Source organism: Streptomyces bluensis, assembly GCF_014650715.1.
GTDB classification, from domain to species: Bacteria; Actinomycetota; Actinomycetes; order Streptomycetales; family Streptomycetaceae; genus Streptomyces; species Streptomyces bluensis.
Genome location: NZ_BMVM01000009.1, coordinates 49,307 through 68,497 on the forward strand (window position 1 = coordinate 49,307; position 19,191 = coordinate 68,497).

The following is a 19,191-nucleotide window of genomic DNA, read 5'->3' on the forward strand; positions in this document are numbered from 1 at the left end:
CGTCGCCCGCCCTGCCTGCGGTGGCGGTGATCGCCATGCTGGCGCTGCCCGTCGCCCCCGGCGGTGAGGGCGGGGCGAACGCGGCCGACGCCGTGTCGGGGCTGCTGGTGCTGTGGTGCGGGGTCCGTCTCGTACGGGACCGCCGGCGGCCGCTGACCCGGACGGCCGCGGTGGTGCTGGGGCTGCCCGTCGTGGGGCTCGCGGTGGGGACGGTCGGGGCCGTGACGCCCGGGACCGGGCTCACCGGGCTCGTCCGGTACCTGCAGATCTTCGTGCTGGTGCCGGCGGCGGTCCTGCTGAGCGTGCGGGGCCGGGCGGACTTCCGGTTGCTGGCCTGGTCGTTCGTCGGGCTGGCGCTGTGGCAGGGGGCCGTCGGCGTGCACCAGTACGTCACCGGGACCGGGGCCAGTTACGTGGGTGAGGACATCCGGGCGGTGGGCACCTTCGGGGCCACGGACGTCATGGGAATGGCGACGGTCGTGGCGTTCGGGCTGGTGTGCGCGGTGGGGCTGGCACTCGGTCATGGCACCGTGCGGCAGCGGACGGCCGCCGCGCTGTGCGCGGTGGCGCTGGTGGCGCCGCTCGCGCTGTCGTTCAGCCGGGGAGCCTGGATCGCCACGGCGCTCGCGTGCGGACTCCAGGTGGTGCTGGCGGGGCTGCGGCGGGCCGTGGGGGTCTTCGCGGCGGTGGCCGCCGTCGGGGTGATCCTCGTGGGCGGGCTCGGCGTCGGCTCGGCGCTGCTCCAGGAGCGGATGAGCAGCATCACGCAGGTCACGGACGCCCCCGACCAGTCGGTCAACGACCGGTACACGATGTGGGCGGCGGCCGTCGACATGTGGCGCGAACAGCCGCTGACCGGCGTGGGGTTGAAGTCCTTCCCCGAGTACCGGGACGGGCGCGCCTCGCTGGCGCTGTCCTCCGGCAGCGAGACCGCGGGTGCCGGGGTCGCGTACCGGAAGCAGCCGCTGCTGTCGCCGCACAACATGTACCTGCTCGTGCTGAGCGAGCAGGGGCTCATCGGGTTGCTGGGGCTGGCGGGGAGCTGGCTGGCGCTGCTGGTCTGCGCCCTGCTGCGGCTGGCACGGGCACGGCGCGCGGGCGGCGGGACCCCGGACGGGTCCGGGGGGCTCGACTGCGCCCTCGTCGCGTGCGGCCTGATCGTATGGCAGCTCGTCGACTTCGCGTACGCCGACATCGGCGGGCCCTCGACCGTGCTGACCGGTGTGGTCCTGGGTCTCGTGGCGTGGTGGGCCCTCGCGGACACGGCGCTCTCCTCACGCACGACCGGTCAGGAGCCGGTCGCCGCCCCCGAGCCGGAGGGGGCGGCAGCGTCATGACCTCGACGCCTCCCCCGGTGACCGACAGTGCGGCACCGGCACCCGAGCCCGGGTCCGTACCGGTGCCCGCCGCCCGGACCGCCGCCGAGTCCGCGGCTGCCGCCCCGCCGAGCCGCCGGTTCCTCGCCCGGGCGACCCTCGTCACCGCCGTGCTCACGGCCCTCGGGTCGATGCTGGGCCTCGGCCGCGACCAGGCGCTGTCGTATCTGTTCGGAGCGGGCTCGGAGACGGACGCCTTCCTGGTGGCCTGGACCATCCCGGAGTTCGCGGCCACCCTGCTCATCGAGGACGGGATGGCCATCGTCCTGGTGCCCATGCTCAGTGTGGCCGTGGCCCGCCGCGCACAGGGCGCCCCCGGTGATCCGGTGCGCTCGCTGGTCGCCACCACACTGCCCCGGCTTTCGCTGGCCTTCGCGGCGGTGGCCGCCCTGCTGATCGCCGGAGCACCGTACGTGGTGGCGGTGCTCGCGCCGGGGCTGTCCGATCCCGGGCTCGCCGTGCACTGCACCCGGCTGACCGCCACCTGTGTGTTCACCTTCGGTCTCGCCGGTTACTGCAGCGCCGCGCTGCGGGCCCACCGCCGGTTCACGGCACCCGCGGCGATCTACGTGGCGTACAACGCGGGGATCATCACGGCGATGTTCGCCCTCGGCGAGACCTGGGGAGTGCGTGCGGCCGCGGTCGGGGTCGCGGTGGGCGGCGCACTGATGATCCTGGCCCAGCTTCCCTCCCTGCTGCGGGAGTTGAGGCACAAGTCGTCCGCGTCCGCGGCGGCGGTGGCCCAGCCGGAGCGCCCGCTCGGCCTCGCCCTCGTCAGCACGGTCCTCCTCTTCGCGCTGTGCCGTCAGTCCCAGGTGCTCATCGAGCGCTTCCTCGGCTCCACGCTCCCGGCCGGGGCCATCTCGCACCTCAACTACGCGCAGAAGGTGGCCCAGATCCCGATGACGTTCTCGCTGATGCTGTGCACCGTCACCTTCCCGGTGGTGGCGCAGGCGCTGGCCGAGGGCGACACCGAACGGGCGCGCAAGAGGGTGGAGAAGGACCTGACGCTGGTCGCCTCCATCGTGCTGCTCGGCGCGGCGGCGATCGTCGCGTGTGCCCCGCAGATCACCGAACTCCTCTTCCAGCGCGGTGCGTTCACCGCCCAGGACACCGCCGCCACCGCCGCCGTGATGCGCGTGTACGCCCTCGGGCTGCTGGGCCACTCGATGGTGGGCGCGCTCATCCGCTCGTACTTCTCGTCCCGGCGGCCCACCTGGTATCCGCTCGCCGCGATGGCCGCCGGGATCCTCGTGACCTCCGTGATCGGGGCCCTCACCGCCGGCAGCTGGGGCGTGTGCGGGCTCGCCGCCGCCAACGCCGCCGGGATCACCGTCACGGCGTCGCTGCTGCTGCACGGCGCCCGCGGCCGGGGAGTGCCCATCCGGGTCCGGCAGGTGGTGGCCGGTATCGGCAGGCCCGTGCGGGCGGCCGTGCTCGCCGGCGCGGCGGGGCTGATCTGCGCGAGCACCGTGGACTCACCCGTGCTCGGGCTCGCCGTGGGCTGCGCGGTCGTGTCCCTCGTCTTCGTCGCGCTGGCCTGGACTGGGGCCGGCGGCATCACACCCGCACTCCGTTCCGTCACACGAAGGCTCCCACATGCCCGTCATCGCTGATCCGACCGAGCCCACCGCCCGCACCAGACCCGCTTTCGGCACCTGCCTGTGGGTGGCGATGTACCACTCCGTGGGCGACACCACCGACGACCCCTACCGCCTCACCGTCTCCCCCGGCCGCCTCGCCCGGCAGCTGGGCTGGCTGCGCCGCCGGGGGCTGCGCGGGGTGAGCATGGCCGACCTGCTCGCCGCCCGCGCCCGTGGCGGGGGGCGGAACCTGGTGGGGCTCACCTTCGACGACGGGTACACGGACTTCGTCGACCTGGCCGTGCCGCTGCTGCGCCGGCACGGCTTCGGGGCCACCGTGTTCGTCCTCCCCGGGCGGCTGGACGGCGAGAACGCCTGGGACGCTCTCGGCCCGCGCAAACGCCTCCTCGGCAAGCAGGGCATCCGGGTGGCCGCCGCCACGGACGGCATCGAGGTCGGCTCGCACGGGCTCACACACATCGACCTCACCCGGGCCGACGCCGAGACGCTGCGCGCCGAGGTCGCCGACAGCAGGGCGCTGCTCTCCGAGCTGACGGGCACCGACATCCAGGGCTTCTGCTATCCGTACGGGTACCTCGACCAGCGCGTCATGGACGCCGTACGGGACGCCGGGTACCGCTACGCCTGCGCCGTCGACCCCGGCCCGCTGAACGGCGTGCACGCCCTGCCCCGCATCCACATCGGGGAGAACGACACCTCCGTACGCCTCTTCCTCAAGCACCGGCTGCACCGGCTGCGCCGCCGCCCCGTCAAGGGGGCCTGACGACGTGAAGGCCCTGCACATCATCACCGGCCTCGGTGTCGGCGGCGCGGAGCAGCAACTCCGGCTGCTGCTGCGCCATCTGCCGGTCGACTGCGATGTGGTGACGCTCACCGCCCCGGGCCCGGTCGCCGCCGGCCTCACCGCGGACGGGGTGCGCGTCACCCATCTCGGCATGAACGGCAACCGCGACCTCACGGCCCTGCCGCGCCTGGTGCGGCTGATCCGCGCGGGCCGCTACGACCTCGTCCACACACACCTGTACCGGGCCTGCGTGTACGGCAGGCTCGCCGCCCGTCTGGCCGGTGTGCGGGCCGTCGTCGCCACCGAACACTCCCTGGGCACCTCGCAGATGGAGGGCCGCCGGCTCTCCGCCGGGGTCCGCGCCCTGTATCTCGCCAGTGAGCGTCTGGGCCACGCCACCGTCGCCGTCTCCCCCACGGTCGCCGACCGGCTGAGGCGGTGGGGCGTGCCGGGCCCGCGCATCGAGGTCGTACCGAACGGCATCGATCTGGCCCGCTTCCGCTTCGACCCCGCGCTGCGCGAACGCACCCGCAGACGGCTCGGGCTGCCGGAGGGCGCGTACGTCGTCGGGGGCGTCGGACGGCTCACGGCGGGCAAACGCTTCGACGTCCTCGTCCGGGCACTGGCCCGGCTCCCCGAGGATGTCTGGCTGTTGCTGGTCGGTGGCGGCCCGCAGGAGAGCGTGCTGCGGCGGGCCGCCCATCAGGCGGGGACCGCCGGCCGGGTGCTGCTCACCGGCGAACGGCCGGCCGGCGGCAGCCCGGGCGCCGACCTGCCGTCGCTGCTGTCCGCCATGGACGTCCTCGCCTCGCCCAGCGCGGAGGAGGCCTTCGGGCTGGCCGTCGTGGAGGCCATGGCGGCCGGGCTGCCCGTGCTCTACGTCTCCTGCCCCGCGGTCGAGGACCTGGCCCCGTCCGCGGCGCCCGGCTCCCGGCGCGTGGCGGGCGACGCGGACTCTTTCGTACGCGCCCTCCTGGACGCCCGCGCCGAGGGCTCACGGTCCCGGGCCGTCCCCGCCGCCGCCCGGCACTACTGCATCACCCGCAGCGCCGCCCAGCTCATGGACGTGTACGCGGCCGCCGTCTCCAAGCGACCCCGGGGAAGTTCAGGCACGCCCCCGCAGCCGCTCAGCCCGCCTTCCGCAAGCCCGTCTTTGGGAGTGAGTTCCGCATGACCGACACCGCCGACATCACAGACAAGACCGAACGTACGCCCGTGACCTCCCAGGCGACCGCCGCCCTCGCCCGTATGAAGGCCCTGCCTTCCTGGTGCCTCCTGGTGGCCGGCGTGGTGATCGGCGGGGTGGCCGGGGGCGCGTACGGCGCCGTCCGGCCTCCGGCGTACACGGCCACGAGCTATGTCGTCGCCGTGCCCGCGAAACAGTCGGACACCCAGGCCGCGCTGGGCTTCGCGCAGGCCTACGGGCGTGTGGCCACGCAGCTCGCGGTGCTCGGGGACGCGCAGGTGTGGGCCGGAGTGCCGGTCGGGACGCTGCGGGACAGCGTACGGACGGCGACCTCGCCGAGCGCGCCCATGGTCTCCGTCTCGGCCACCTCCACGCGCCGCGACCTGGCCGCCGACATGGCCAACGCCGTCTCGCGTGCCCTGACGCGGCACGCGAACCACGCCGAGGACAGCACGCACGTCACGCTCCATCAGTTCGCGCGTGCCACCCGGCCCATGGAGGCGTCCTCGGCCTCGGCGGCGGTGACGGGCCCGGTGGGGGCCAGCGTGGGCGGGCTGCTCGGGGGCCTGCTCCTGCTGGTCCGCCCCCGGCGCGCGGCCGACGCCGGTCCGGCCGCGTCCGTGCCGGGCCCGGCCACCGCCGCCGACGCGCAGCGAAAGCTGTGACCGGCACGCTCCGGGCCGTGGACGAGGGCACCGATCGCCCTCGTGGTGCCCTGTACGCGGAACTCTGCACCGACGAGCGCGAGTTCGCCGGTCTGGGCCCTGCCTGGGCCCGCCTGCACGGGCGGTGCTCCGCCGCCACACCGTTCCAGAGCCACGCCTGGCTGCACTCGTGGTGGCTGTCGTACGGCAGGCGCGGGCGGCTGAGGATCGTGCTGGTGCGTGAGGGCGGCGAACTGCTCGCCGCCGCTCCCCTCACGCTCGTACGGTCGCCGCTGCCCGCCCTGGTCCCCCTGGGCGGCGCGATCTCCGACCACGCGGACGTCCTCATCGACGACGAGCGGGCCGACCTCGCGGCCGGTGCACTGACCGCGCGGCTGTCCGCCCTGGCCCGTACCGCGCTGATCGACTTCCGCGAGGTGCGGCCCGGTGCCGCCGTGGAACGCGTGTACGACCTGTGGCGCGGTCCCCGGCGGCGGGTCGCCGACTCGGTGTGCCTGGAGTTGCCCGCCCGGCCGATGGAGGAGTTGCTGACGCGGCTGCCGGCCGCCCGCGCCCAGCGTGTCCGGGCCAAGCTCCGCAAGCTCGCCCTTCTCGGCGTCGAGGCGCGTGCCGTACCGCACGACGAGGTGGCCACGGCCCTGCGCACGATGCTGGACCTGCACCGGTTGCAGTGGCAGGGCCGTACGGTGACCGCCGAGCATCTCCGGCCCCGGTTCCATGAGCACCTGGTGCGCTCGCTCGGCCCGATGGTCAGGTCCGGGGACGCCGTGGTGACCGAGTTCCGGCTCGGCGGTGATGTCCTGGCCGTCGACGTGACCCTGCTGTCGCGGCAGTTGGCGTGCGGCTATCTGTACGGCGCCCATCCCCGGCTGCGGGAGCGGAAGGCGGACGTCGCCACGATGCTGCTGCGGGCCTGCGCCGAGCACGCGAGCGGCGGCGGCCACCAGGTGCTGAGCATGCTGCGCGGGGCCGAGCCGTACAAGCTTCACTGGCGCCCGGAAACCGTGGTCAACCAGCGGCTCCTGCTCGCCCGGCGGCGTACGGCACCGCTGCTGTCGGCGGTCGTCTGCGCGGCGGCCGCGCGCGGCTGGGGCAGGAAGCTGGTCCGCCGTCGCAGGCAGCGGGCGGCGGGCCGTGACCGGCCCGCCGCCTCCGGGTCAGTCGTCGCGCGGCCACCAGCCGGCGCGCAGGCAGAGCTTGTCGCCGAGCCAGTTCTCGATCCAGTCGCCCAGGTCCACCGGCGTGCAGTGGGGCGGGCGCACCGGGGTGGGGGTGACGGGCGGCAGTTCCGGCATGGGGTCGGTGCGGCCGGAGAGCATGGAGCGGTAGACCTGGGATGCCTTCGGGTTGGCCGTGCACTGCCACACACCGTGCGGGCAGTAGTCGGTGATCGTCTGGTACAGCGGCTTGTGCCGGTGCATCCAGCCGAGCATGCCCCTCATGTACTCCGGGTTGTCACCGTTGCGGAACAGCCCCCATTCGGGGTACGAGAAGGGCTTTCCGCGGGCCTTGGCGAACTCCACGTGTGCCTGGAGCCCGTAGGGCTCCCTCACCTGCTCGTCGAACGACATTCCGCTCGGCTGGTCGTACGAGTCCATGCCGATGATGTCGACCGTGTCGTCCCCCGGATAGCACTGGGTCCAGGGAACAGTGTCCCGGCCGCGGTTGGGCGCCCAGTCGAATCTGAACCTCTGCCCCGGCACGGACCGCATCGTCGTGACGATCCGCTTCCAGTACCGCTTCCAGTTCTCCGGGTCCGGCCCGCAGCGATGGGTGTACACATTGCCGTTCATTTCCCAGCCGAGCACGATGACGGTGTCCAGTGCCCTCAGCTCGACGAGCCGTTCGGCCAGTCTGCGGAAGTGGTGGTCGAACTCCCCGGCCACCCCGCGCCGCAGCAGCCGGCGGACCTCGTCGTCGGGGACGCCCTCCTCGTTGCGCTCCATCATGGGCACGTTGAGGACGAACATCCGGTCGGCCTTCTGCCGGCGCCACTCGGCCCACACGTCCAGGAAGCCGGGCGCGCCCTCGATGTTGCTCCACCGGTCGCCCGGCAGATACGTGTGCCCCACGCGCAGTTCGGTCCCGCCCAGCCAGTCGCTGAACCGGTCGATGGCCTCCACGCCGCGGGGGCCGTAGTCGAGATAGGCGCCGAAGGCGGGGAACCGCCGGTCGGGGTTGTTCGGCACCATCGGGGCGGCCGGGAACGGCACAACCGGCGGGAACAGCGGGACAGCCGGGGCAGGCGGCCAGGGCGGCACGGGCGGCACGGCCCGGGTGACCGGAGCGGATGACTCCGGCACGTGGGGCGTCACCTCGACCGGCTGCCGCCGGCCCGGCTGCGTCTGGCCCGCCGGGGGCACCGGCACGGTCGGGACGGATGCCGCGGGGCCGCCGCCCGGCACGGGCCCGGCGCCGACGGCGCTCCCGGGTCCCGAGACGAGCACGACCGACGCGGCGACACCGGCGACGCACGCCAGCCGTCCGCTTCGGGGTCGCCGTCGCTGTGGGCCCATGCACGCTCCTCTCCGCAGCTCCTGGGCTGTCGCCTGCTGCTGTTCGCTTCCGCCGCTTCGCTTCTCACCGTTGTCCTACTGACACCCAGTCATATGAAGACGGACTCCGCCAGCCGGACTCCGCCAGCCGGGGCTCCGGCCCACGGGTGGTCCCCACACCCGCTCAGATGGTCCGTCCCGAACGACCCGAAAGGAAGTCGTCCGTGTCCCTGCTCGACATCCGCGTCCCCGCCGTTGTGCTGCGGATCGACCGGAATCCCTTCCACCACGGAACCCTGGGAGCCGTGCGCTCCCTCGGCCGAGCCGGTGTGGAGGTGCATGTGGTCGCCGAATCCGCCGGTCCGCACGCCCGGTCGCGCTACGTGGCCGACACGCACGCCCCGCCGCCGCCGGGCGCGTCCCCCGACGAGTTCGCCGCCGTCCTGCACCGGGTGGCCGCCAGGATCGCCCGGCCCGCCGTCCTCATCCCCATGGACGACGCGAGCGCCCTCGCCGTGTCCCGGCTGCGCGCGGAGCTCGGGGACCGCTATCTGCTTCCCGACCAGCCCGCCGGCCTCGCCGAGCGGGTGGCCGACAAGGCGGAACTCGCCGCCCTGTGCGAGCGCCTGGGCGTCCCCCATCCGGTGACGCTGGTCCCGGACGACGCCGCCCAGGCAGCCGCCTTCGCCTGGGAACTGGGGCTGCCGTTGGTGGCGAAGTGGAGCCGGCCGTGGCTGGTGCCCGCCGGGACGGGGCTGCGCAGCACACAGGTGGTGCGCTCGGCGGACGAGGCGCGGGCGCTGTTCCGCCGGACGGAGGAGGCGGGCAGCCGGCTGCTGCTCCAGGCGTATCTGCCGCCGGGGCCGGACCGTGACTGGTTCTTCCACGGGTACGCCGACCGCGGCGGCGTGGTGCGCGGCGGCGGCCCCGGCCTCAAGCAGCGCGCCTGGCCGCCGGGCGCGGGCCTGACCACCGTGGGCCGCTGGACGCCGAACCCCGACGTGCAGGCGCTGGCCGAGCAGGTGGTGAGCGCGCTCGGCTACCGAGGGGTGTTCGACCTCGACTTCCGCCGGGACGGCGCGGGCGCCTACCACCTGCTCGACTTCAATCCGCGCCCCGGAGCCCAGTTCCGGCTCTTCGCGGACAAGGGGGGAGTGGACGTCGTCCGCGCCCTGCACCTGGATCTGACCCACCGCGCGGTCCCGGACGGCAGCCCCTTGCCCGGCCGGGACTTCGTCGTGGAGAACTACGCCCCGCTGACCGCGCTGCTTCCGCGCCGCCGGCGCGAACTCGCCTGGCACGCCCGGGACGACCTCGTGCCGGGACTCGCGCTGTGGGCGCTGTGGTGCAGGCACGCGGTCCGTCGCCTGTCGCAGCGGAGATCCGCTCCCGAGGTGCGGATCGTACGGCAGACGGGCGCGCCGACCTACCGGAACGATGACGAGAGAGCGAGCACATTCTGATGTACGACCTGTTGGTGGTGGGCGCCGGCCCCTACGGACTGTCCATCGCGGCCCACGCCGCGGCCGCGGGGCTGAACCTGCGCGTCGTCGGGCGGCCCATGGCGTCCTGGCGGGACCACATGCCCCGCGGCATGTTCCTGAAGTCGGAGCCGTGGGCGTCCAACCTCTCCGACCCGGAGGGCAAGTGGCGCCTGGAGGTGTACTGCGCGGAGCAGGGCACGACGGCCCGGCACGGCGAGCCGATTCCGGTGGAGATGTTCGCCAGTTACGGCCTGTGGTTCGCGCAGCACGCCGTACCGCCCGTCGACGAACGGATGGTGACGGCCGTCCACTTCTGCCCCGGCGGCTTCGAGGCCGTGCTGGACGACGGCGAGACGCTGCGCGCGAGGACGGTGGCACTGGCGGTCGGTGTCATGCCGTTCATCGAAGTACCGTCCGCGTTGCGGCCCTTGACGCCGGCGCATGTCTCGCACAGCAGCGAGCACAGTGACCTCGACCGCTTCCGGGGCCGGGACGTCACGGTGGTCGGCGGCGGACAGGCGGCTCTGGAGACGGCCGCGTTGCTCGCCGAACAGGGCACGCGGACCCGGGTCCTGGTGCGCGCCCCGCGTCTGGTGTGGAACGGCCTTCCCACGCCCCTGGAGCGCTCGGCGTGGCAGTCGGTCCGCTCCCCGCAGAGCGGCCTGGGCATCGGCTGGCGCAACTGGTTCTACTCCGAGCGGCCGGCCTGGTTCCACCGCCTCCCGGAGGCCAAGCGCACGCACATCGCGGCGACGGCTCTCGGTCCGGCGGGCGCGTGGTGGGTGCGGGACCGGGTCGAGCCGGTCGTCGAGGTGCGGCTGGGGCAGCGGATCACGTCCGCGCAGGAGTCCGGCGGGTGTGTGCGGCTGGAGATGGCGGGCCGTGGCGGTGAGCCGGCGACGCTGGAGACCGAGCACGTCATCGCGGCCACCGGGTTCAAGGCCACCTGCGACCGGCTGGGCCTGCTGGCGGAGGACGTACGCGAGGGCCTGGCGGCCGTGGGCGACGGATCGCCCGCGGTCGGGCGGGACTTCGAGTCGTCGGTGCCCGGACTGTTCCTCGCGGGCCTGACGACGGCCGCCGGCTTCGGTCCCTCGATGCGCTTCGTGCTCGGTGCGACGTTCACGGCGGGGACGCTGGTGCGCGGGGTACGGCGGCGGCTGTACTCGGGGGTGCCGGGTACGCGGATTCCGCGGCCCGGGAGCCGGGCCCGGCTGGCCGGGACGGAGACCGTCGTCCGGGGCCACTGACGGACCGGGCGGGCATCGGGTGCCGGACGCGGGGCGTCCGGCACCCGTGGCGTCACCGGCGGGAGGCCGTGCGGCTCCGCCGGTACAGGAGGGCGCCGCCCGCGATCAGCACGGCGCTGGCGGCCGAGGCCGCGAGCACGCCCTCGGAGCCGGTCTCCGCCATGGCCGACGGAGTGACGGAGGGCTTGTCCACCGAGGTGGTGGGCGGCTTGGACGGAGTCACCCGAGAGGTCGGCGGCTGGTGCCGCGGCTTGTCGGTGTCCGGAGCGTCAGGAGTCTCCGGGGCGTCCGGGCTGTCCGGGTAGTCCTCGGGCGGGTTCGCCTGGTCCTTCGGGGGTGCCTCGTTGGCGCACTTGCTCCCGAAGGCGCCGTTCAGCAGGGCGAGCACGTTCCCGCTGTTGCCGCAGATGTTGACCGGGAGTTCCACCGGCGCCTGGATGACGTTGCCGGAGCCGATCCCGGGCGAGCCCAGCGCCTGACCCTGTGCCGAGGCACCCGAGGGCTTGTCCTTGTCCGACGTGGCGCGCTCTTCCGAAGCACCGCGCTCTTGGGAACCACCGCGAGCGAGCGATTCCGGACCGCGCGCTCCCTTCCTCTCCCCGCCCTCGGAGTCGGCGTGGCGGGAGGCATCGCGGGACTTGGACTCCTTGGACTCCTTGGACTCATTGCCGCAGGAGTTGCCGAAAGCCGCGTTGCCGACACCGACGAGCTCGACGGTGTTGCCGCATACGTTGATGGGAATGTGCACGGGAGCCTGCACGGTGTTGCCCGACAGGACACCGGCCGAGCCCTCGGCGGCGCCCTGCGCACTCGAATCCGCGAGCGCCGAGGTGTTGTACAGGGACAGAATTCCCGTCGCGGCCGCCGCCGCAACCATTCCCTTGCTCAGGGTCTGTCGCAAAGTCTTTTGTCTTCCTGCTCGTAGAAGGGGGAAAGGCCGACCCTGGCGCCGTGGGGGCGCTCCAAGGCCGGCCAGAACACAGCCGGAATCCGGACCACGTCGCCGGAGAGGAAACCCGCGGAGTGGGCTGCGAAGCCCGTGACCTTCGCGTCGGCTATGGCCGGGGCGGGCATGCCTATGGCAGTGATCGCGCCGGTGGAGACAGCGGCGCGCTGTTTGACCTTCACGTGTTTCCCTTCCTTACGGTCATGCACCATGACGGATGAATCCGAGCCGACGAGTTCGGACGGCTCGTGTCATGGCCTGCAGGCTGTAAACGAGGGATGGTCGAATGAAGAAACCACGGAACGCGGGGGCACTCGGGGATTCACCCGAATGCCACGCCAAAATCAACTGGCCGGATCAGCCCGGATCTCCACGGCCGGTCAGGTGGTTGCGGGCTGTGCCGCCGGTTCCGGCTCCAGCGCCGGGCGGGTGATGCGCTTGGTGATGGCGGCGACCAGGGTGCGCGGGCGCCTGGGCGTCAGATGCGCCACGACCTGGTTGCTCAGGCCGGGGGTGACGTAGGCGCGGTCGCGGTCGAGGGCGCGCAGGGCGGCCCGTACGACGGGTTCGGGTGTGGTGAAGCTGCCCACGGCGGCCCGGCGGCCGATCGTGTCGAAGAAGCGCGTCTCCACCGGGCCCGGGCACAGGGCGGTGACCGTGATGCCGCGGCCCCGGTATTCCTCCCGCAACGCGAGCGAGAAGTTGAGCACGAACGTCTTGGTGGCGCTGTAGACGGCGAAGTACGGGCTCGGCTGGTAGCCCGCCACGGAGCTGACGTTGAGGACGGCGCCCGAGCCGCGGGCGAGCATGCCGGGCAGCAGGGCGTGGGTGAGGTCCACCAGCGCGACGACGTTCACCATCACCTGGTCGTGCTCACGGCGGGGGTCGATCTCCTCGAAGCGGCCGCAGGTGCCGAGGCCGGCGTTGTTGACCAGGACGTCGACGGTGAGTCCGCGGGCCGAGAGCTCGTGGGCAACGCGGTCGGCCGCGTCCGGTTCGGCGAGGTCCTGGGGCACCACGTGGGTCTGGACGCCGTGCGCCGTGCGCAGCCGCTCGGCCGTTTCCTCCAGGCGGTCACGGGAGCGGGCGACGAGGACCAGGTCGTGGCCGCGGGCGGCGAGCTGGTCGGCGAACTCGGCGCCGAGTCCGAACGAGGCGCCGGTGACGAGGGCGAGAGACATGGGGGGTCCCTTCGGGAGGCGGGAGGGGAGGGCAGAGGCCCGCTAGCTGCCACATGAGCGTAGCCGTTTTCTCATTAACTGCAACACGAATGACGCACATAGCGTCTGAACTGGAGCTCAGGCGTATCGTCTGGCGGAAGCAGTGGGATGAAGCAATGGGCTGACGCGGTGGGCGGACGGAATGGAGGCACCCATGGGCCGGGCGTTGCGGGCCGACGCGGAGCGGAGTGTGCGGCTGATCCTTGAGGCGGCCGAGCGGGTGCTCGCGGCCGATCCGGGCGCCACCCTGGAGCAGATCGCGGAGGCGGCGGGCGTGGCCCGGACGACGGTGCACCGGCGGTTCGCGAACCGTCAGGCGCTTCTGGAGGCGCTCACCGAGTCCGCCGAACGGCAACTCGCCGAGGCCATCGAGGAGGCCCGGCCCGACACCGCGCCGCCGCTCGTGGCACTGCACCGGGTCACCGCGAACGTGCTGCGGGTCAAGGGAGCGTGGAGCTTCGCGCTCGGCCACCCGGCGGCCCAGGCCTGTACCACCGGTGCCGTCTGGGCCGGCGTCAACGCCCGCTGCCTCGAACTCTTCGGGCGGGCGCAGCGCGAGGGGCTGTTCCACCCGGAGGCCGATCTGGAGTGGACGCGGCGGGTGTACTACGCGCTCATCGGGGAGGCGCTGAACGACGCACGAGGGCGGGACCCGGAGTCACTGGCCGCCCTCGTGGCCGACACGCTGCTGCACGGTGTGGGTCAACGGCCCGGCGCCCCCTGACGGAAGGCCGCCGTCTGACGGAAGACCGCTGTCTGACGGGAACGTGGGCTCAGTCGGGGTACCGCTGGTTCGCCGCCCTGATCGCCTCCGCGAGGCCGTGCAGGTCCTTGTCCTCGCGGTCCCGCGCCAACTCCTCAGCCCGGCCGGCGAGTTGCCGCAGGGACGGCTGTCCCGGGAGTGTGCCCCGGCTGTGGCCCTGGCGGAGGGCGTCGGCGAAGTAGGCGGCGACGGCGGCCACCCGGAGGCCTTCGGGTGAGGTCCACAGGCCGTCGTGGAGGGACCGGGCCTCCAGGTCGCCCGACTCCTCGTGCGGGGTACGGGTGTCCGGGTCGAGCCAGCGGACGGTCGCCGTGGCCAGGTGGCCCGAGGCGCCCGGCCTGGTGCGCACGGCGTAGAGGGCGGTGACCGTGTGGCCGGGGCCGACCTCCCCGCCGTCGACGCGGTCGTCACGGAAGTCCTCGTCGGCGACCTGGCGGTTGTCGTAGCCGATGAGGCGGAACTCGGCGACCGTCTCCGGGTCGAACGCCACCTGGGCCTTGGCGTCGCGGGCCGTGAGGTCGACGGTGCGCGGGAGTTGCTCGGAGAAGAGGGTGCGGGCCTGGGCCTCGGTGGAGACGTACGTCGTGTGGCCGTCGCCCTTGTCGGCGAGACGCTCCATCAGGGCGTCGCCGTAGTCGCTGCCCACGCCGACGCCGAAGAGCGTGATGCCGTGCTCGCGGCGGGCGTCGGCGATGCGTTCCAGGATCGTGTCCGGGTCGGTGTCACCGGTGTTGGCGAGGGCGTCGGAGAGGAGGACGACCCGGTTCGTGGCGCCTTCGCGCAGGCCCTCGACGGCCGTGGCGTACCCGGTCTCGACGCCCGCGCCGAGGTTGGTCGAGTCGGTGGGCTCCAGTTCGTCGACGGCGTCGTGGACGCGGTCGCGGTGGCCGCCGAGACGGGTCATCGGCAGGACGGTCTCGGCCTCGTCGCTGAACGTCACGATCGCGACCGAGTCGTCGTCGCGCAGCCGCTCGGTCATCACGTCGAGGGCGTCCCGGACCAGGTCGAGACGGCCCGGTTCGCCCATGGAGCCGGAGATGTCGATGACGAACGTGAGCGCGGCGGGCGGGCGTTCGCTCTCGTCCTCCTGCGGCCGGGTGGCGAGGCCGACCCGGACCAGGGACCAGTCCTCGGTGTCCGTGCGGGCGCCGTCCACGGTCACGGAGAAGCCGTCGCCGTCGGGACGCCGGTAGTCCTGGCGGAAGCTGTTGACGAACTCCTCGGGACGGACCGTCGACGGATCGGGCGTCCGCCCCTCGGCGAGAGTGCGGCGCGCGTAGCCGTACGAGGCGGTGTCGACGTCGAGCGCGAACGTGGAGAGATAGTCGGGGGACGGGGCGATCTCGCGGGAGCCGTCGCCCCGTTGCTCGCCTTCTTGCTCGCCGGTGTCCTCGCCCCACTGCTCGCCCGGGGCGGGGGCGGGGGCATATGCGCCGCCCCTCTTCCCGTTCGCACCGTCCGACGCGGAGCCGTGGCCGCCGCCGTCGCCCGCGCTGCACCCCGTGAGCAGCAGGCCGCCCGCGGCGGTGAGCGCCAGCAGCCCGGCGCGCAGTCGTCGTACCCGGTGCCGCTCCAGCATCCGTGCCCCCTTGGTCCGTGGATCCATTGGTCCATTGGTCCATTGGTCCATTGGTCCGTTGTCGCCGATGTCTGTGACTGTGACGGGCGAGGGGGCCGGAACGTGCGGCACGGGGCGTTGCGAATGGGTTGCGAAGCGGCCACGGCGGGGGCCCGTCGAGACCGGTGGGTGATCCTCGCTTGGCCTAGGAGACCACGTCCTTCCGGGCGAAACCACGGAAGGCCAGGGCGAACAGCAGCAGGGCGTACGTGAGGGAAACCGCCGTGCCCTGGATCATGCCGCCCCACTCCGGGCGGGGCTGCACGGCGTCCGCCCACGCGAACTGCCAGTGCGCGGGCAGGAAGTCGCGCCAGTCGCCGAGGGCGGTGACCGCGTCCAGGACGTTCCCCACGATGGTCAGTCCGACCGCGCCGCCGACCGCGCCGAGGGGCGCGTCCGTCTTGGTGGACAGCCAGAACGCGAGCCCGGCGGTGACCAGTTGGGACACGAAGATGTACGCCACCACGACGACCAGGCGCTGTGCGGCGGTGCCCGCGGGGATGCTGCCGCCGGTGGGCAGGGCGAGCGGCCCCCAGCCGTACGCCACCGTGCCCACGGCCAGCGCCACGACCGGCAGCAGGATCATCGCGGCCAGGCTGAGGCCGAGGCCCACCATGAGCTTGGACCACAGCAGACGCGCCCGGGGCACCGGCGCGGCGAGCAGATAGCGCAGCGACGACCAGCTCGCCTCGGAGGCGACGGTGTCCCCGCAGAACAGCGCGACCGGGATGACCAGCAGAAACCCAGCGGACACAAAGAGATTCACCGCGGCGAAGTTGCCGCCCGACGCGGTGGCCGTGTCCATCAGCGTCAGCCGGCCGCCGGGGTCGTCGCCCGGACTCCCGCCGATGGCGAACGCCACGACCAGCACGAACGGCAGTGCGAACAGGATTCCGCCCATGACCAGGGTGCGGCGCCGCTTCAGCTGGCGTACGAGTTCGACGCGCAGCGGCAGCGTGCGGGCCGCCCGGTAGCCGGAGGCCACCTCGCTCGGCGCGGTGAGCGTGCTCACGCGGAACCTCCGATCAGGGTGAGGAAGGCGTCCTCCAGACGGCGGTGGGCGCCGAGGGAGGCCACAGGGACTTCGAGCCGTACGAGTTCGACGAGCAGCGAGGCGCTCCGCTCGCTGACGCCACCGGGCGCGCCGTCGGAGACCGGTGCGCCGGAGACGGTCCCCGTGGGTGCCGCCGCCGGGGTCAGCCGCACCAGCAGCCCGCCTTCCGTCCGCACCGCGGACTCCACGTCCGGCAGGACCGCGACCTTCTCCACGAGCGCGTCGGGGATGTCGGTGGCGAGGCCCACGAGGAGGGTGTCGCCCGCGCCGATGATCTCGCCCACCGGGCCCGCCTGGACCAGGCGCCCGCGGTCCATGACGACGAGGTGCGTGCAGGACTGCTCGACCTCGGCCAGGAGGTGGCTGGAGACGATGACCGTGCGCCCGCCGGCCGCGTACCGAATCATGACCTCGCGCATCTCGCGGATCTGTGGCGGGTCGAGACCGTTGGTCGGTTCGTCGAGGATGAGGAGGTCCGGCAGACCGAGCATCGCCTGGGCGATGGCGAGGCGCTGGCGCATGCCCTGGGAGTAGGTGCGGACCGCGCGGGCCAGGGCGTCGCCGAGGCCCGCGATCTCCAGGGCCTCGTCGAGGTGGGCGTCCTCGGGCGGGCGGCCCGTGGCCTGCCAGTACAGCTCCAGGTTCTCGCGGCCCGAGAGGTGCGGCAGGAAGCCCGCGCCCTCCACGAAGGCGCCGACGCGGGACAGCACGGGGGCACCCGGCCGGATCGCGTGGCCGAAGACGCGGATCTCGCCGCCGTCCGGCTTGATCAGGCCCATCAGCATGCGCAGGGTCGTCGTCTTGCCCGCGCCGTTGGGACCGAGCAGGCCGAGCACCTGGCCCTTCTCCACGCGGAAGGACAGGTCCCGGACGGCGTACCGGTCCGTCGACCCCGCGTACCGCTTGCTCAGGCCGGTGATCTGGAGCGGGACGTCCGCGAGCTCCGCGTCGGCCGGCGTGGCGGTGCCGCGGCGGCGTCCGGTCAGCAGCAGCGCCACCGCGACCAGGGCGCTGGCCGCCGGCAGCCACCACACCCATGACGGCAGGGGCGCCGCCGCGGTCGACAGGCCCGGCGCGGTCGGGACGTTCAGCTCGCTCTTCAGGGACACGGTGTACGTCGCCGGGGTCATCGGTGACGCGTAGCCGAGGTCGGTGGAGGCGAGGACCAGGCGGAGCCGGTGGCCCTGCTCGATCTCACGGTCGATGGCGGGCAGGGTGAGCGTGACGTCCTTGCCCTCCTTCGCGCCCTGGACCCGGACGGGGGCCACGAGTTGTGAGGGCAGCACCTGCTGCCGGCCGTCCGGGCCTACGTCGTACACCTTGCCGAAGAGCACCGCGTCGTCCGTGGAGGACTTCACGCGCACCGTCACCGTGGGCGACCCGGTGATCCACAGGTTGTCCTTCAGCGGCCGGGACTCGAACCCCGCGTACTGGCCGGGGAAGTCGAGGGAGACGCCCACGCCGAGCGACGACAGCTGCGAGAGGCCGCCGGCGCCGCCGATGCCGGGCAGTGCCGACACCGCGGGCGGGTTGGCGCCCGCCGGGTTGGCGAACTCCTGCCCGCGTCCGCTCAGGGCGATGGTCCGCCGGCCGCTCTCCAGCCCGGGGTACGTGTCCGCGCTCGCACCCCGCAGCTGGGCGGCTCCGTCGGTGGAGTCGACGCCGCCCGTGCGGGTGACGCGGAAGGCGGGGCCGGTGTCGGCGCCGGACTCGTCCTTGAGGTAGCGGTCGAACCAGGCCTCGACGCGGGCGTTGACCCGGTCGGCCTCCATGTCACCGCCGTCGTGCCCGCCCGCGATCCAGTCGACGTCCACGGGGGCGCCGTTCGCGCGGATCGCCTTGGCCGCGGCGTCCGCCTGGCCGAGTGGGAAGAGGGAGTCGGTCTGGCCCTGGATCAGCAGCGTGGGCACCTTGATGCGCTCGCCGACGGCGCTCGGGCTGCGCTCCTGAAGCAGTTTCACCGCCTCCGGGTCCGGGGTCCCGGACTCGGCGACCCGGTCGTACATCGTGCAGAGCTGGTCCTCGAACCTGTCGCAGCCGCCGCCGGTGTTGACGAAGATGCCGGCCCAGAGCTTCTTGAAGACGCCGTTCGGGAACAGGGCGTCCGCCAGGTTCCAGTACGTGATCGCGGGTGCGATCGCGTCCACCCGCTGGTCGTACCCGGCCGCCAGCAGCGAGATCGCGCCGCCGTACGAGGGGCCGGCGAGGCCCACGCGCGGGTCGCCGCTCTTGTCGAGTTCGACCTCGGGCCGTTTCGCCAGCCAGTCGATGAGCCGGGAGACGTCGGCGACCTCGCCCTTCGGGTCGTTCAGCCCGATCTTGCCGGTCGACCCGCCGAAGCCGCGCGCCGACCAGGTCATGACCGCGTATCCGTCGCGGGCGAGGTCCTCCGCCTGCTGCCGTACGTCGTCCTTGCTGCCGCCGAAGCCGTGCGCGAGCAGCACGGCGGGGCGGCGGCCCGAGCCCGCGGTGAAGTACGAGGTGTCGATCTTCACCCCGCCGCCCGTGGCCATCACTCTGTCGGCCCGGTGAACCTCGGGGGCGTCGTCCGAGGCGGCGGCCGTCCACACGCCGGTGCCGGCGAGCACGACGACGGCGGCGGCCGCAGCCGTCGCCGCCCAGCGCCTCGGGCCTCGCAATGCGGGCAGTCGAAGATCCATGCGTCAACGGTAAGGGCGGGCGCTGACAGCCGGGGGCAGACCCCGGGCGGAAGTGGCCTACCTCCCACAGGCGTACGAGTCCCTTG

At 73.3% G+C, this 19,191-nt stretch carries 15 protein-coding genes and 1 pseudogene; 9 read left to right on the plus strand and 7 right to left on the minus strand.

Annotated features, from left to right (window positions below):
• Window positions 1-35 precede the first annotated feature (35 nt).
• From IE262_RS22130 to IE262_RS22155, 6 genes and pseudogenes are all read left to right on the plus strand, one after another.
• Window positions 36-1,337 (plus strand): O-antigen ligase family protein, encoded by a 1,302-nt coding sequence (locus IE262_RS22130; RefSeq protein WP_134044070.1) that lies wholly within the window; start codon window positions 36-38, stop codon window positions 1,335-1,337.
• Entirely contained in the window at window positions 1,334-2,992 is a 1,659-nt protein-coding gene (gene murJ / locus IE262_RS22135) for a murein biosynthesis integral membrane protein MurJ (RefSeq protein ID WP_189875928.1), read from the plus strand. The genes IE262_RS22130 and murJ overlap by 4 nt, the downstream gene beginning before the upstream one ends.
• 58 nt (window positions 2,993-3,050) lie before the next feature.
• Window positions 3,051-3,743: a polysaccharide deacetylase family protein gene (locus IE262_RS22140; RefSeq protein ID WP_134044067.1), complete on the plus strand. Its 693-nt coding sequence runs from the start codon at window positions 3,051-3,053 to the stop codon at window positions 3,741-3,743.
• A gap of 4 nt (window positions 3,744-3,747) precedes the next feature.
• Window positions 3,748-4,938: a glycosyltransferase gene (locus IE262_RS22145; RefSeq protein ID WP_189875930.1), complete on the plus strand. Its 1,191-nt coding sequence runs from the start codon at window positions 3,748-3,750 to the stop codon at window positions 4,936-4,938.
• 74 nt (window positions 4,939-5,012) lie between these two features.
• The gene (locus tag IE262_RS22150; RefSeq protein ID WP_189876222.1) at window positions 5,013-5,615 is read left to right on the plus strand and encodes a YveK family protein; all 603 of its coding nucleotides are present in this window, start codon (window positions 5,013-5,015) and stop codon (window positions 5,613-5,615) included.
• A gap of 50 nt (window positions 5,616-5,665) precedes the next feature.
• A pseudogene (locus IE262_RS22155) lies at window positions 5,666-6,757 on the plus strand (GNAT family N-acetyltransferase); the annotation flags it as partial.
• A 15-nt stretch (window positions 6,758-6,772) separates the two neighbouring features.
• Here IE262_RS22155 and IE262_RS22160 read toward each other — a convergent pair.
• Window positions 6,773-8,131: a glycoside hydrolase family 26 protein gene (locus tag IE262_RS22160; RefSeq protein WP_189875933.1), complete on the minus strand. Its 1,359-nt coding sequence runs from the start codon at window positions 8,129-8,131 to the stop codon at window positions 6,773-6,775.
• 203 nt (window positions 8,132-8,334) lie between these two features.
• On the opposite strand from IE262_RS22160, the gene IE262_RS22165 reads away from it, so the two are divergent.
• Window positions 8,335-9,573: a carboxylate--amine ligase gene (locus tag IE262_RS22165; protein ID WP_189875935.1), complete on the plus strand. Its 1,239-nt coding sequence runs from the start codon at window positions 8,335-8,337 to the stop codon at window positions 9,571-9,573.
• Window positions 9,573-10,844: an NAD(P)-binding domain-containing protein gene (locus IE262_RS22170; protein ID WP_189875937.1), complete on the plus strand. Its 1,272-nt coding sequence runs from the start codon at window positions 9,573-9,575 to the stop codon at window positions 10,842-10,844. Before IE262_RS22165 ends, IE262_RS22170 begins: the two co-directional genes overlap by 1 nt.
• Before the next feature lie 52 nt (window positions 10,845-10,896).
• Here IE262_RS22170 and IE262_RS40370 read toward each other — a convergent pair whose 3' ends face one another.
• From IE262_RS40370 to IE262_RS22185, 3 genes are all read right to left on the minus strand, one after another.
• Entirely contained in the window at window positions 10,897-11,745 is an 849-nt protein-coding gene (locus IE262_RS40370) for a chaplin (RefSeq protein ID WP_189875939.1), read from the minus strand.
• Window positions 11,730-11,972 (minus strand): DUF320 domain-containing protein, encoded by a 243-nt coding sequence (locus IE262_RS22180; RefSeq protein WP_134044027.1) that lies wholly within the window; start codon window positions 11,970-11,972, stop codon window positions 11,730-11,732. The genes IE262_RS40370 and IE262_RS22180 overlap by 16 nt, the downstream gene beginning before the upstream one ends.
• Before the next feature lie 198 nt (window positions 11,973-12,170).
• A complete protein-coding gene (locus IE262_RS22185) occupies window positions 12,171-12,971 on the minus strand; it encodes an SDR family NAD(P)-dependent oxidoreductase (protein ID WP_189875941.1) in 801 nt (266 codons plus the stop codon).
• Between the two features lie 193 nt (window positions 12,972-13,164).
• On the opposite strand from IE262_RS22185, the gene IE262_RS22190 reads away from it, so the two are divergent.
• Complete coding sequence (locus tag IE262_RS22190; RefSeq protein ID WP_134044020.1) at window positions 13,165-13,734, plus strand: TetR/AcrR family transcriptional regulator; 570 nt, start codon at window positions 13,165-13,167, stop codon at window positions 13,732-13,734.
• A 49-nt stretch (window positions 13,735-13,783) separates the two neighbouring features.
• Here the strand turns inward: IE262_RS22190 and IE262_RS22195 are convergent, their stop codons facing one another.
• From IE262_RS22195 to IE262_RS22205, 3 genes are all read right to left on the minus strand, one after another.
• On the minus strand, window positions 13,784-15,352 hold the full coding sequence (locus IE262_RS22195; protein ID WP_189876224.1) for a vWA domain-containing protein: 1,569 nt from the start codon (window positions 15,350-15,352) through the stop codon (window positions 13,784-13,786).
• Between the two features lie 184 nt (window positions 15,353-15,536).
• The gene (locus tag IE262_RS22200) at window positions 15,537-16,403 is read right to left on the minus strand and encodes an ABC transporter permease (RefSeq protein ID WP_134044017.1); all 867 of its coding nucleotides are present in this window, start codon (window positions 16,401-16,403) and stop codon (window positions 15,537-15,539) included.
• Entirely contained in the window at window positions 16,400-19,105 is a 2,706-nt protein-coding gene (locus IE262_RS22205) for an alpha/beta fold hydrolase (protein ID WP_189875943.1), read from the minus strand. The genes IE262_RS22200 and IE262_RS22205 overlap by 4 nt, the downstream gene beginning before the upstream one ends.
• Window positions 19,106-19,191 lie beyond the last annotated feature (86 nt).

Coding starts and splice junctions, on each gene's coding strand:
- IE262_RS22160 (WP_189875933.1), bottom strand. CDS start 8,131: ATGGGCCCACAGCGACGGCGACCCCGAAGCGGACGGCTGGCGTGCGTC.
- IE262_RS22170 (WP_189875937.1), top strand. CDS start 9,573: ATGTACGACCTGTTGGTGGTGGGCGCCGGCCCCTACGGACTGTCCATC.
- IE262_RS22150 (WP_189876222.1), top strand. CDS start 5,013: ATGAAGGCCCTGCCTTCCTGGTGCCTCCTGGTGGCCGGCGTGGTGATC.
- IE262_RS22185 (WP_189875941.1), bottom strand. CDS start 12,971: ATGTCTCTCGCCCTCGTCACCGGCGCCTCGTTCGGACTCGGCGCCGAG.
- IE262_RS22130 (WP_134044070.1), top strand. CDS start 36: ATGCTGGCGCTGCCCGTCGCCCCCGGCGGTGAGGGCGGGGCGAACGCG.
- IE262_RS22195 (WP_189876224.1), bottom strand. CDS start 15,352: ATGCTGGAGCGGCACCGGGTACGACGACTGCGCGCCGGGCTGCTGGCG.
- IE262_RS22190 (WP_134044020.1), top strand. CDS start 13,165: ATGGGCCGGGCGTTGCGGGCCGACGCGGAGCGGAGTGTGCGGCTGATC.
- IE262_RS22140 (WP_134044067.1), top strand. CDS start 3,051: ATGTACCACTCCGTGGGCGACACCACCGACGACCCCTACCGCCTCACC.
- murJ (WP_189875928.1), top strand. CDS start 1,334: ATGACCTCGACGCCTCCCCCGGTGACCGACAGTGCGGCACCGGCACCC.
- IE262_RS22205 (WP_189875943.1), bottom strand. CDS start 19,105: ATGGATCTTCGACTGCCCGCATTGCGAGGCCCGAGGCGCTGGGCGGCG.